Consider the following 13897-nt stretch of genomic DNA (forward strand, 5'->3'; position numbering starts at 1 on the left):
ACTGTCACTCCTCTAATGTATATACGAAAAGCGTAAAGCATCGTATCTTTTCCGTAATTCATCTACCGTCTCAATTGATAACTCTTTATTCAAATGCAACGCAATTAAACATTTCCCTTCATTAATTGTTTTTATTTCTTCATTAATATCTATACGACGTTCTATCAAATCATTAATTATATGATTGATCATAGGTATATCCACAATACCCTCTATTACTAAAATAGGTAAACCATGATTCATTAATATACACGCCCCATCAACATGTATGCTTTTTATTTTAATAGCACCTCCACCAATCGAAATACCATTAATCTCCACATGTCTAGCGCAACAATCTAATTTTACAAGTGCACAATTGGGATGTTCTCCAAGACTTACTCCAGATTCTTCAATAATTTCCACTTCTATATCACGCTCTTTTGCAATGTCCGTGGATTGTTTAATGCGCTCATCGAAGGTCCCAAAACCTAAAGCACCTCCCACTATAGCCAAATCTGTTCCATGTCCTTTATGCGTAGAAGCAAACGATTCGTAATAGTGAATCGTAATTTTTTTTGGCTCATGTTGCAACAATGTGCGGGCAGCATTACCAATTTTAACTGCGCCTGCTGTATGAGAACTCGACGGCCCCATCATAATCGGTCCAATGACATCAAATGCACTTTGATAATCTTGCTTTCTAGCCATCATTACATCTCCTTAATTAGCATGTTTTTTCATTCGAGATAAATTGAAATTTAGACTTGTCATATTGAATTTATTTATCGTTTTACCTATGACAAGGCTTAAAAGAATACTTGTAATTGAAACAGTAATAATAGTTATCATCGCACGAATTGGGTCGTTAAAGCCGAATAGTACAATGGCTCCTGCAATCGGTGTAGCCATACCTGTCACATTTATGACCAATCCACTAAAAGTCACTATACATGCGTTAACAACACCAATAATCGCATTAGTTCCGTATAATTGTAGTGGATATTTAGCTATAATATCTATTTGTGTCAATGGTTCAATAGCTACCGCAAAAGCTTTAGAGCTATTACCAATTTTTAATTGTTTAAACATAATAAAGTTCACAAATGAACTCCCTGTACAAGTCAATGCACCTATCGCCATTGGTAAACCAGTAAGTCCTAATAAACTCGTCAACACCATTGAACTTAAAGGGGTCATACCAGTTACAGGTATAATTAGACCTAATATTGTTGCAAGGATATATGGATTATTATTACCAACAGCAGTAACAGCACTGCCTATTTGTTGTAAAAGTGCAATAACACCAGGACTCATAATACTAGCTAATAAGAAAGCTGTTGCTGGCGCAAACAAAATAACCGTAATTAAATCCAAACCTTCTGGTACTTTTTTCTCGATAAATTTAATTACAAAAGCTATCATGTAAGCTGCCAAAAACGCAGGTAAAAGTTTGAAATCATGTAATACTAGTCCAACAATTACTGCAAAGACTGGAGAAACTCCCAATTTCAAACATGTCAGAAAGCCTACAGCAACACCACTTAAACCTCCTGCCAAATCTCCTATATCTTGCAAAAATTTAATATCAAACACGCCACCAATCGCATAACTCAAAAATGCTTGTGGTAAAAACGTTGCACAGGCAGCCCCCGAAAGTGCCTGCAGCCCCTTTTTACCGTAAGGTGCAAAATTCAAAAACAAAGTCATTGCTAATAAGACAATTAACAAAGTACCTACACCTAAAATAATATCCATTACTCAAAACCTCTTCCTAAAAAATTTTTAATTGCATTTTTAAATATTTCACAATTCTATAATATTGCTTAATGTAAGCACTTACAATATATATAAAGCGATTTTTTGAACTTTTTGTGAAATTATTCACAAAATAGGTCGGATAATTTTTTAGTAACTTTGAACTTGTTCGATTATAATGATATGTTGAACCGAGAACAACAAACTTCTCTTTACAAAGAAAAAAGCTTTTCGATCCACCATATAACTATGATGAATTGAAAAGCTTTTTTTAATATACTGGTTTGAAAGGCCCCCATGTTATTCGCTGTTTACCATCTAAAGGGATTGTATCAATTGATTTAGATACATCATCAAACCATTTTAAGAATGCAGGGTATTTATCTAACTTAGCCTCAGCGCTATCTAGTGATACATCATGTAAATACCACGCTTTACTTTCGAATTCGTATTGAACTTGTGCATAGGCTAGCCGAGTCATATTAACACTATCATACAAACAGTTTACTTGTTTCGCTATGATAGACGCTTGTGAAACTAAACTTTGAGAAATAACCTTTTTGTGATCTTCATTATCTAAATCATTCCACATTCTCAATTGTCCATTCATTTGAAAAAACATATCAATTGTAGGTTCTTTTTCATCAAAAGCAACCAAAATGAAGATACGTTCAGCAGTGTAATCTACAGAATTAATTGCACCAACAACGAGTTTTTGTGCCATCTTTGCCCAGTATTCTTGAGCCTCTTGAGGGGTGAGCTGACTTTTCGATGAATAAACACGCTTATCCTTATCATCTTGAACTTCCGGCAACTGTTTTTTAAAAATCTTATCGAACATGTTCAACTTCACTACCCCCTTTCTAGAGAATGAACTTCACATTAAATACTCCTAGAATCCTCAGGCTATTTCCAGATGCGTTATTTTTTTATAAATCCTGATTTATTTAACTGTTCTAACATATCTAATCTTTGTTTCGAACTCATAAAGTTTGCAATTTGATTAGACCATGTTTCTGAACGTTCCCCGTTTGTGCGAGCGCTATAGTAATCACTAACTGTTTGGTCATAAGCTTTTAATTGTGCCCTTTGAGATTCTTCGTCATTATTATATTGGTTTTGATGGAAAACATGTTCAAATGGTAAACGAGGTTTAGGACTACCGTCTTCATCATCTTCTGGAATACCAAGTGCCATGCCAAATAGTGGGAATGTATGTTCAGGCAAGTTTAAAACTTCTCTTACACGTTCAATATCATTTCTTAGAGATCCTAAATAAACAATACCGTATCCCATGTCTTCAGCTGTAGCAGCAATATTTTGAGCTACTAATGTGGCGTCAATGGTACCGACAAGCAAGCCTTCTGCTGATTCAAACGACGTTTCCATATCGTGTTTTGATTCTTGGTTAACGATAGAATGTCTATAATAATCCATCACAAATACAAATAAATATCCATTTTCAACCACATAAGGCTGCCCAGATACTTCTTTTAAATCTTCTTTTACTTCTGGGTCATTGATACCAATAATTGAATAAGCTTGTAAGTAACTAGAGGTTGAAGCGCTTTGTCCTGCTTCTATAAGTTGTTTGATATGCGATTCTGAAATAGGTTCTTTCTTAAATTTTCTGACTGAATGATGTTTCTTCAGTAGGTTGTACACGTGTTCAGACATCTTTCCACTCCTCATTTCTATATATGTACCCATAGCATAACAAACACACATTTCCATTGCTTATATTCTGTTTACCCGATTTTTACGATAGTTAAAAGGTTTAAATGTAATTATCTTTAAATTATTATAATGTTTTACTGATTACTATAAAATTTTAAAACATCATCAATAAACATCTTCTTTAAATCGGCAATATAACATTTATACCGATGTGTAATTTTAAAACAATAGTGTATATGAATAATTGCAGAAACATGTTTCTGTTTTGTTTTTAGTGGAAAACATATTATGAAAGTCTTATTTAAGGAGGGTTTCATTTGGTTAATAAAAAACAAAAGCAATTAAATGAAGTAGAAAAAAGCAATGATGAGAAACCAATGACGACAAATAACGGTGTTAAAGTAAGTGAAGACGAAAATACTTTAACGGTTGGTGAACGCGGTCCCAGTCTATTAGAAGATTTTCATTTTAGAGAAAAAATTATGCACTTCGATCATGAACGCATACCAGAGCGTATTGTTCACGCTAGAGGATTTGGTGCACATGGTGAGTTTAAAGTATATGAGGATTTATCTAAATATACCTCAGCAGACTTTTTAACTAACCCTGATAAAACTACACCTGTCTTTGTTAGATTTTCAACTGTGCAAGGCTCTAAAGGCTCACCAGACACTGTTAGAGATGTAAGAGGATTTGCTACTAAATTCTATACAGACGAAGGTATTTTTGACCTCGTTGGTAATGATATTCCTGTATTCTTTATTCAAGACGCTATCAAATTCCCTGACCTTATTCATGCAGTAAAACCAGAACCCCATAACGAAATACCACAAGGTGGCTCAGCGCATGATACTTTCTACGATTTCTTCGCTCAAAACCCTGAATCAACACATACAACGGTATGGGCAATGAGTGACCGCGGTATCCCTAAGAATTTCAGACAAATTGAAGGGTTCGGTATCCATACGTTCCGCCTCGTTAATAGCGAAGGAGATTCATATTTTGTAAAATTTCACTGGAAACCACTACAAGGCTTAGAATCTTTAGTTTGGGATGAAGCTCAAATATTACATGGTAAAGATGTAGACTTTCATCGTAAAGACTTATATGAATCTATTGAAAAAGGCGATTATCCAGAATGGGAATTAGGATTACAAATTATTCGTCCAGAACAAGAATTTGACTTCGATTTTGATATTTTAGACCCAACTAAAATTTGGCCAGAAGATCAAGTACCCGTTAAAATAGTGGGCAGAATGACATTAAATCAAAATGTAACCAATGTTTTTGACGAAACTGAACAAGCTGCCTTCCACCCTGGCCATATTGTACCTGGGATTGATTTTTCAAACGACCCATTATTACAAGGTCGTCTATTTTCATATACAGATACTCAAATTTCTAGGTTAGGAGGTCCAAATTTTAATCAAATACCAATTAACCGTCCAGTTAACGAGGTCCACAATAATCAAAGAGATGCTATGCATCAAATGAATATCAATAAAGGTCAAGTGGCTTATCACAAAAATGCTCTAAATAATAACGACCCACATACAACACCTAAAAAAGAAGGTGGCTATGAGCACTATCAAGAAAAGGTAGAAGGCCACAAAATTCAAAAACGTAGTGAAAGTTTTAAAGATTATTATAGTCAGGCTAAGCTGTATTTAAATAGTTTGACGCAACCTGAATTTGATCACACTGTAGATGGCTTCTCTTTCGAAATAGGCATGTGTAATTCAGTTATGGTAAAACAAAACGCAGTGAATCAACTGAATAAAGTTGATCGCACATTAGCAGAGCGTGTTGCTGAAAATGTTGGTGTTGAAGTCCCTAATATAAACGAAGAAGTTGAATCAGATGCAAAAGATAGTCAATTAACAATGGAAAAATTCGACATTCCATTAGCTGGCCATTCTGTCGCTGTAGTAGTAAATGGAGATATCAGTTCTGAAACATTGAAATCTTATGCCAAAATATTTACTGAAAACAAGTTAAACTATGCGTTTGTCGGACAACATCCTAAAGATATATCAGAGACGTTTGGTATCACAGAAACATTTGATACTGCACATCCCACACTATTTGATAGTCTGATAGTACTATCAGATGATAGTGAAATACTTCCAGCTGCTGAAGAATTTGCAGAACTTACGTATAAACACAACAAGCCTATTGTTGTAAATGAGTCTGCAGCACAAGGTTTAACAAATGCTAAATTAAATTTTGAAGCTCCTGGTATATTCGTTTCTGACGAACCACAAACTATCGTACAAGCATTCGACCGTAAAAGATATTGGAACAGAAAGTGATTAGAGTATCAACTGTTGCTATATCAATTGGTATAGCATAGGACCATGACATTCTCACACACGTCAATTTGATGAACACTCTATAATATAGGACGAGAAAGAAATCGGATTTTTACTAATTGATTTCTTTCTCGTCCTTTTTCATTAATAAATTAACATATTGGGTAAATATATATTAAATTGGTTATCAATGAAGTGTAAAAATTGCATTACATCTTTTATAATTTTATAAATATTAGCTACGAAACCTTTGCTATTATAGTAATGCAACCCACAGTTGCATCCATAGTAAACCATTTAGTGCGTGACATTATTAACCAATCATTTTACTTTTTATTAAAAGGAGTGATTCACATGGAAATTGGTTTAAGAATTAAGGAGCAACGTGAACTCAGAAATTGGTCTCAAGACGAATTAGCAGAAATATTAAATATATCGCGTCAGAGTATATCTAAATGGGAATTAAACAAAGTTTATCCTAGTATTGATATGCTAATAAAAATGAGTGATTTATTCGATGTATCTTTAGATGAACTTATCAAAGGAGATAAAGAATTAAAAAAAACCATTATAGAAACTTATCAGCAACCTGTTTCAACACAATCTAACAATCAGCCTATGAATGGATGGGAATTCTTAGCAAACTATTGGTGGTTATTCTTCCCTGTTGCTGTCGTGCTTTGGTGGATGATTCAAACATTTATTTAATAGTTAGTTCAGTACAATGCGAGCAGTCTTAAGGAAGTCTTATTTCACGAAAAGTTTCCGATTACAAATTCCGCAAAAATAAAATGTTCATAAATTTGTAATAATTCTATTTATCCCTATCAAATCAATACTAAATAAACATATAATCATTTAAAGTAGCCTTTCTTCTCATTTTCATTGTTTAGTTGAGAATAAAAAGGCTATTTTTAATCTATAGGCAGTTTTCCCAAAAATAAACACGCCTACTTCACAGGTGTAAATTTCCACCATAAAACTCAGTCACACGGTCGATTACAAGGCACCTATCTACTATTTATCTTAATGAGCTTTCTTTGTTGACGAAAATAATTGGAAATGCAATAATAGTAAACGAAGATTAGAATTATTATAATTAAGAAATAATAATAATTTAACATCATAATTCTAATTAAAATTCAGTTCAAAAATAGGAGGATGTTTTTATGTCTTTAATAAATAAAGAAGTTTTACCTTTCACAGCTAACGCATATGATCCACAAAAGGATGAGTTTTTAGAAGTATCAGAAGAAATTTTAAAAGGTTCTTGGAGCGTAGTTTGTTTCTACCCAGCAGACTTCTCATTCGTTTGCCCTACTGAATTAGAAGATTTACAAGGTCAATATGATAAATTACAAGAATTAGGTGTCAATGTATATTCAGTATCAACAGATACACACTTTGTACACAAAGCTTGGCATGATCACTCAGAAGCAATCAACAAAATTCAATATACAATGATTGGTGATCCATCTCAAACAATCACTCGTAACTTTGATGTATTAGACGAAGATCTAGGCCTTGCTCAACGTGGTACTTTCATCGTTGACCCTGACGGTATCGTACAAGCAGCTGAAGTAAACGCTGACGGTATCGGTCGTGACGCAAGCACATTAGTACACAAAATCAAAGCAGCACAATATGTACGTCAACACCCAGGCGAAGTTTGCCCAGCAAAATGGGAAGAAGGTTCAGAAACATTACAACCTGGTCTTGACTTAGTAGGTAAAATCTAAGGAGGCATTGATTTAAATGCTAAATGATCAGCTTAAATCACAATTACAACAATTACTTCAATTAATGGAAGGTGATGTTGTATTAAAAGCAAGTCTTGGTACTGATGACAAGTCTAACGAACTTAAAGAGTTATTAGATGAAGTCTCTGCAGCTTCTTCTCACATTACTATAGAAGAAACTGACTTAAAACGCACACCAAGTTTCTCAGTAAATAGACCTGGAGAAGAAACCGGCATTACTTTTGCCGGTTTACCTATGGGTCATGAATTCAATTCACTTGTACTTGCATTATTACAAGTAAGTGGACGCGCGCCTAAAGAAGAACAAGCCGTGATAGACCAAATCAAAGCACTAGATCAACCACTACACTTTGAAACGTATATTAGTTTAACTTGTCAAAAATGCCCTGACGTTGTTCAAGCATTAAACTTAATGAGTTTATTAAATCCTAATATTACGCACTCAATGATTGACGGTGCTATCTTTAGAGAAGAATCTGAAGATATCATGGCAGTACCAGCAGTTTTCTTAAATGGCGAAGAATTTGGTAATGGCCGTATGACAATTCAAGATATCCTTGCAAATTTAGGTAGCCAAGCAGACCCAGCAGAGTTCAATGATAAAGATCCATATGACGTGTTAATCGTTGGTGGTGGACCTGCAAGTGGTAGTGCCGCTGTTTATACAGCTCGTAAAGGACTACGTACAGGGATAGTTGCTGATCGTATTGGCGGACAAGTTAATGATACAGCAACTATCGAAAACTTTGTCACTGTTAAAGAAACAGATGGTCCAAAATTTGCCTCTGCATTAGAAGATCATATAAAACAATATGACATTGATGTAATGACAGGTATTCGTGCTAATGACATCGAAAAAGCCGATAGTGGTATCGTTGTTTCTCTTGAAAATGGCGCAAAATTAACAAGTAAAACTGTTATCATTTCAACAGGTGCACGTTGGCGCAAGCTTGAAGTACCTGGTGAAGAGGCATTAATTAATAAAGGTGTTGCATTCTGTCCACATTGTGACGGGCCTTTATTTGAAAATAAAAATGTAGCTGTAGTCGGTGGCGGTAATTCAGGTGTAGAAGCAGCAATTGATTTAGCAGGTATCGTTGAACACGTCACACTATTAGAACGTAACGCTAGCCTTAAAGCAGACAATGTTCTACAAGAGCGTTTAAACAGCTTACCTAACGTAACTGTTATTAAAAATGCACAAACAACTGAAGTACTTGGTGAAAATGCTGTAACTGGTATTAAATACCAAGATAAATCTCTAGGTGAAGAACACACATTAGAACTTGAAGGTATTTTCGTCCAAATCGGATTATTACCAAATACTGAATGGCTTAATAATTATGTTGAACTAAATGAAGCTAATGAGATTATGATTGATCGTAAGAACGCTACAAGCATCCCTGGTATTTTTGCAGCTGGTGATGTTACTGACGATCGTAATAAACAAATTATTATCTCAATGGGCGCTGGTGCAAATGCTGCATTAAACGCCTTTGATTACATCATTAGACATTAATTATTATGTAAAAGTTATATCATGATGAGTGGCCAACGAAATCATTAAAAAATATGATTGTCGTGCCACTCATTTACATATTCTCAAGAATGATCCCAAAGGGAGTGAGATGACGAAATTAAATTTATTAAAAAAGATTTCGTTGTTCCTCAGCAAAGATAATTAAGATTAAAAGGGGTAAAAACATTTAGCTTAGCTAAAGCTCATGTATAAATCCCATTAACTAAATATAATAATTTAGGCTGGGACAATTAAAACTTATCCCAGCCTATTTATGCATGTATCCAGTTGTTCAAGTGTCACCTATTCGCTCTACTCATACTTTAATATAAGCGTTATCTTAAACAAATCTATTACTTATGCTCTTTTATCCATTAATCTTTACCTCTGTTCAGATTAATTCAACCAAGTTTTATTACAAACAACAAACATCTACATACCACTTCAATAACATTTTAAAATTAAAATCTAATGAATGTTTTTAAATTAATTATGATAAATTTATTGTTTTCCTATTTTGTTCAAAAGATTGTGCGTTTATCATTTAATCACTTATTCAAATCAATAGCTCTAAATGATACGCTTAAGTTATAATTTTTTATAAAGCGCGTTTAAACATTCATCATATTCTTATACTCGTACGATTATTATTAAAGGAGCAATTAAAATTTATGAAAAAAAGTATATTACTATCGTTAGTACTAGTGCTAACTGTTATACTCGCAGCATGTTCAAACGATAAACCTAATGATGACAATAGTCATAGCGAGAGACATGCACCTAAAAATGTGCACAAAATTACTGAAAAAGACATCTTTAACTCAGATAAAAAAGGTGAAACTTTAAGTGAATCTGAAGCAAATAATGCTATCAAAAAATACTTAGATGTAAACTCCGATATTATTGATAATAAGTATCTACTTCAATATAGAATAGATAAACAAATTGGTACAGATAAAAAAATTACTGATGAACAGGCTGAACGTTTATCTGATTTATCACATAATGCAGTTAAAAATGATGTACGATTCAAGAAATTCGTAGAAGGGAATAAACTACCACAAGGTTATCAAGAAAACGTCGACCGTATTATCAAATATTTCACTGCTTTAAATACCACAATTAAAAATGCGGATGAAGATATAGAACAATTAGACTACCAACCACAGAATGAACTTAATGTTGTAGATGTATCTACTAAATACGCCGGAGATGTTAATGGAAAACAACAAGATAAAATCAAAAAATTCCTGAAAGACAAAGGCATTGAATCTGACGCTGTAGATAAATAACTTGGACACTTCTTAATCGATTGAAATCAAGAGCATGTAATTATAGGATTATTCTATTAAATTACAATATGATTACAAGGCAATTGTTCTTGCTAACAAAGGCTTGAACGTCATTTTTATGTATAACACTCAATTGCCCTGACTTATTTCTGTAAAAAACCTTACTTAATTGTAAGGTTTTTTAACATAAAATCCCTTTTTTTCTCAAAGTATCATTTGTTAAGATTAATTTAAGTTAATAAACAAATGAATAGAAGCATAGCCACTCAGTAATAATTCTAAGGAGGCACACCTTTATGGTTTTAACTATTTTAATAGGTGCAATGGCTGCTATCTTCATAGCTTTTAATCTCTTTGAGAAGAAAGAAAAATATGGTGTTGTTTCATTTAAAACAATCGCCCTTAGTGTAACTTACGTTATACTTGCCGTTGTTGTCGGCAGTTTTTTAGACAATATTAATACAATATTCCAAGGATTTCATGATAGCTTAACAGCAGCTAAAAGATATTAACCTGAACCGACAAAGTCGTAGTTCAGGTTTTTTTGTTTGTGTTTATTTTTCTAATACATATGGTACGCAATTTTCAATTTTACGCTCAATCACCATTGCTTGCGTATCATATCTTAGATAGACAAAGCAGCAACGAAGCACGACCTGATGTGCAACAATTACAATAGTTTCTAAACTATTATCTACTTCATTTTCAAAAAATTGCGTTACACGTTGTAACACGTCTGCATAACTCTCCCCACCTGGCGCTTTTTGGCTAAAGCTATGGCGAAACGATAGATAATCCTCATCATTAAAATAACATGCATATTCAGATTTTTGTTCAATTTTGTCCACCATTTCCCCTTCAAATTCACCAAGCGAGCGTTCTCTTAACGAAGATGTCACACTTGCAGGGATAGCGTTATCGAATATCGCATTATATGTCTGCCTAGTACGCAGTAAATCTGATAAATACACATGATCTATGTCCTTTTTATTAAAATAACTTTGCAGCAACTGCGCAGAACGTGTTCCCTTCTCCGTTAACGGCACATCTAATTGCCCACAAAAGTAATTTTTACCTTCTTTTTTATCATAATTTGATTGTGATTCACCGTGGCGCACTAAATATATTTTCATATGTCTTCCTCTTCTCTTTTATAGTCATTGTTCCACAATTGTACCTAACAAAAATGTAATATTAAATATCTCCACTATATTTATATCTAATTTATTGTTACTATCCTATTTGAGGTGATATAAATGAACGAACAAGTTACACAAAATAATACACAAAGCGAGCGCATACTTGCATCTATTAGTTATTTCAGTATATTTTTTGCACCTATTATTGTACCTATAATTATCTGGATTTTTGCTGATAAACCAGCTTCTATACATGCAGCGAAATCACTAATTTATCATATTATAACTTACATCGGACCTATCTTTTTAATCATTAGTGTTGCTATGGGTGGTATTGTGATTGATTCACAAAATACAACTGTTAGTTTAGTAGCGCTCGCATTAAGTATATTACTATCTGCCATAACTATTTGGTATACGATAAAAAATATTTACCGTGGTATTAAAGTGCTCATTTCAGACTCAACACTTTATAACCCATAATCCTATATTTAATTGCTATTGATTTAAAACCCATTTTGAATTGTACATTGTCTTATCATGTCGTAATTAAAATATGACAAAGTTCAAAACAATTTAAAATTTTGTATACTTAGACAGTAATATCTTTTATGCTTAGAGTTAAAGGAGACTGAGAATATGAGTAAAAAATTAACAATATCTTTAATTAGTATTTTAGTTATTATAGGTTTAGCTTTCACTATATTCATGATATTTTCTGGTCAAAAAGATACTTATTATGGCTATATGTCTGAAAGTACAACTGCAGAAAAAGTTGTCAGCGAAAAAGATGGCATCGTAACGAAAGATGTCAAACTTGAACATGACGATGATTTTAAACCTAAAAAAGGTGATTTTGTAAAATTAGTATCTAAAGATGACGGTAAATCATTCTACAAAAAAGAAGTAGTAAAACATGATGATATCCCACACGGGTTAATGATGAAAATCCATGAAATGGATATGAATCACTAATTTTATAATAACGAGTGTTTCAAACATAACAATCCTATTAAAATGGGGTGTAACACAAGATCAAATTAACTAATTTGATTCTGTGTCACACCCCTTATCTATGCCTTTATTTCTTTTGTTTATTTCTTCGATCTTTATAATATAATAAAGCTTCGATAATAAATACGACAATCAATGAAAAACCAAATAACGGCATCAAGATACCAAGCACAATAAGTACGATAGCCAATGGAATTGACATTGGTTTTTTAACTCTTGGTGGTACCTTTACGTTACTATCTTTCATTTTTTTAATCCATGATGTTAACCCTAATCCAACTGCTGTTAGTAAAGCAATACATACAAGTAAATTAATAACTTTATTAGCTACACCAAAAAGATGACCTTCGTGTAATGGTATGCCCCACGTAAACCATTTTCCGATAATGCCATATTCTTCATACTTCACTTTCCCTAAATCTTTCCCATTATATTGATCTAAATATAACGTTTGCTCGTCATATGGTGAAACATCTAACCCAGTAACACCTGTATTACTACCCTTAGAAACTGTAAAAGCTGCTGATTCATTAGATGGATAAACAATAGAATATGGTTTATCTATACCGTTCTTTTTGGCTTCAGTAGCTACTTTATCAATCGAAATTTGATTTTTAATATCTGTCCTCGGCATTTCGCCTCCACCATGGTGAGCAGCATGTCCTTCTGAAGCAGGTTGTTTGTTTTCACGCGTTGCCCAAGGAATTTCATTCACATCTGATTTTGGAGGATTAATAGCTAATTCAGATTGTCCTAATTCTCCAGAATTATCCATCACATTTGCAATCTTAGCCCCCATATAGCCTGACCAAGGTAAACCAGTAAGCACTAATACAAATACTGGTATTGCTATAACCACACCTAAAATACCATGCCATTTTTGGAATCTAAGTTTTTTATTTTTGTTTGATATTAGTTTCTTCTTAATAAGCATATATGTCCCTGAAAGAATCATAAAAATTGTCCAACATGCAGTTAATTCTACAAGATAATTTATAAATGTATTTTCGGTGAATAATGAACTATGTATATTTCTTACAATATTTGCGTATGTGTGTTTAGCATTTTGATCAGCTACTATTTGATTATTTTGATCTAAAAATACATAACGCTGATTACCTGCCATGTCATCCAATGTAATACGATTATTATATGGTTCATCCATCATACTTACTTTACTGATATAAAATCCATCAAACTTATCTTCTACTTCATCTACAGCTTCATTCAATGTTTGATGTGTTTTGACGGAACTATCTCCGAAAAACTCTGTTTTGTATATATTATTTTCTACTTCCTGAAAAAAAAGATAACCAATGCCCGAAATGGTTAATGTAATTAATAAAGGTGTTATAAATAATGCAGCATAAAAATGTAATCTTTGTAACGGATTAAATATATTTTTCAAAATTCTTCCCCCTTCTCCCTTAACATTATAAATAAATAA

The 13897-nt window shown here is 33.1% G+C and carries 14 protein-coding genes; 8 read left to right on the top strand and 6 right to left on the bottom strand.

The window, feature by feature from the left end; genetic code table 11:
• Positions 1-12: 12 nt before the first annotated feature.
• From ACW5YJ_RS00430 to nfsA, 4 genes are all read right to left on the bottom strand, one after another.
• Entirely contained in the window at positions 13-690 is a 678-nt protein-coding gene (locus tag ACW5YJ_RS00430; protein ID WP_017723351.1) for a serine dehydratase beta chain, read from the bottom strand.
• A gap of 12 nt (positions 691-702) precedes the next feature.
• Positions 703-1737 (bottom strand): PTS sugar transporter subunit IIC, encoded by a 1035-nt coding sequence (locus ACW5YJ_RS00435; RefSeq protein ID WP_135092585.1) that lies wholly within the window; start codon positions 1735-1737, stop codon positions 703-705.
• Positions 1738-2008: 271 nt separating this feature from the next.
• On the bottom strand, positions 2009-2578 hold the full coding sequence (locus ACW5YJ_RS00440) for a hypothetical protein (protein ID WP_039835192.1): 570 nt from the start codon (positions 2576-2578) through the stop codon (positions 2009-2011).
• A gap of 80 nt (positions 2579-2658) precedes the next feature.
• Positions 2659-3414 (bottom strand): oxygen-insensitive NADPH nitroreductase, encoded by a 756-nt coding sequence (gene nfsA / locus ACW5YJ_RS00445; protein WP_017723354.1) that lies wholly within the window; start codon positions 3412-3414, stop codon positions 2659-2661.
• 317 nt (positions 3415-3731) lie between these two features.
• Here nfsA and ACW5YJ_RS00450 point away from each other — a divergent pair, with 317 nt between their 5' ends.
• The 6 genes from ACW5YJ_RS00450 to ACW5YJ_RS00475 all read left to right on the top strand — a co-directional run bounded on the left by ACW5YJ_RS00450 (position 3732) and on the right by ACW5YJ_RS00475 (position 10809).
• Complete coding sequence (locus ACW5YJ_RS00450) at positions 3732-5726, top strand: catalase (protein WP_457338317.1); 1995 nt, start codon at positions 3732-3734, stop codon at positions 5724-5726.
• Between the two features lie 354 nt (positions 5727-6080).
• Entirely contained in the window at positions 6081-6434 is a 354-nt protein-coding gene (locus ACW5YJ_RS00455; protein WP_017723356.1) for a helix-turn-helix domain-containing protein, read from the top strand.
• A gap of 461 nt (positions 6435-6895) precedes the next feature.
• Entirely contained in the window at positions 6896-7465 is a 570-nt protein-coding gene (ahpC, locus tag ACW5YJ_RS00460; protein ID WP_017723357.1) for an alkyl hydroperoxide reductase subunit C, read from the top strand.
• Between the two features lie 16 nt (positions 7466-7481).
• Positions 7482-9005, top strand: a complete 1524-nt coding sequence (ahpF, locus tag ACW5YJ_RS00465) for an alkyl hydroperoxide reductase subunit F (protein WP_171914879.1) — start codon at positions 7482-7484, stop codon at positions 9003-9005.
• Positions 9006-9676: 671 nt separating this feature from the next.
• The gene (locus ACW5YJ_RS00470; RefSeq protein WP_017723359.1) at positions 9677-10297 is read left to right on the top strand and encodes an NDxxF motif lipoprotein; all 621 of its coding nucleotides are present in this window, start codon (positions 9677-9679) and stop codon (positions 10295-10297) included.
• A 296-nt stretch (positions 10298-10593) separates the two neighbouring features.
• Positions 10594-10809, top strand: a complete 216-nt coding sequence (locus tag ACW5YJ_RS00475; protein ID WP_017723360.1) for a hypothetical protein — start codon at positions 10594-10596, stop codon at positions 10807-10809.
• Positions 10810-10851: 42 nt separating this feature from the next.
• Here the strand turns inward: ACW5YJ_RS00475 and ACW5YJ_RS00480 are convergent, their stop codons facing one another.
• Positions 10852-11430: a histidine phosphatase family protein gene (locus ACW5YJ_RS00480; protein WP_171914880.1), complete on the bottom strand. Its 579-nt coding sequence runs from the start codon at positions 11428-11430 to the stop codon at positions 10852-10854.
• Between the two features lie 123 nt (positions 11431-11553).
• Between ACW5YJ_RS00480 and ACW5YJ_RS00485 the strand changes: the two genes are divergently transcribed.
• Entirely contained in the window at positions 11554-11919 is a 366-nt protein-coding gene (locus ACW5YJ_RS00485; protein WP_017723362.1) for a hypothetical protein, read from the top strand.
• Between the two features lie 156 nt (positions 11920-12075).
• Complete coding sequence (locus ACW5YJ_RS00490) at positions 12076-12411, top strand: DUF4889 domain-containing protein (protein WP_017723363.1); 336 nt, start codon at positions 12076-12078, stop codon at positions 12409-12411.
• A 106-nt stretch (positions 12412-12517) separates the two neighbouring features.
• Here ACW5YJ_RS00490 and ACW5YJ_RS00495 read toward each other — a convergent pair whose 3' ends face one another.
• A complete protein-coding gene (locus ACW5YJ_RS00495; protein ID WP_135092581.1) occupies positions 12518-13858 on the bottom strand; it encodes a PepSY-associated TM helix domain-containing protein in 1341 nt (446 codons plus the stop codon).
• Positions 13859-13897 lie beyond the last annotated feature (39 nt).

The organism is Staphylococcus sp. mip270_02, assembly GCF_054031535.1.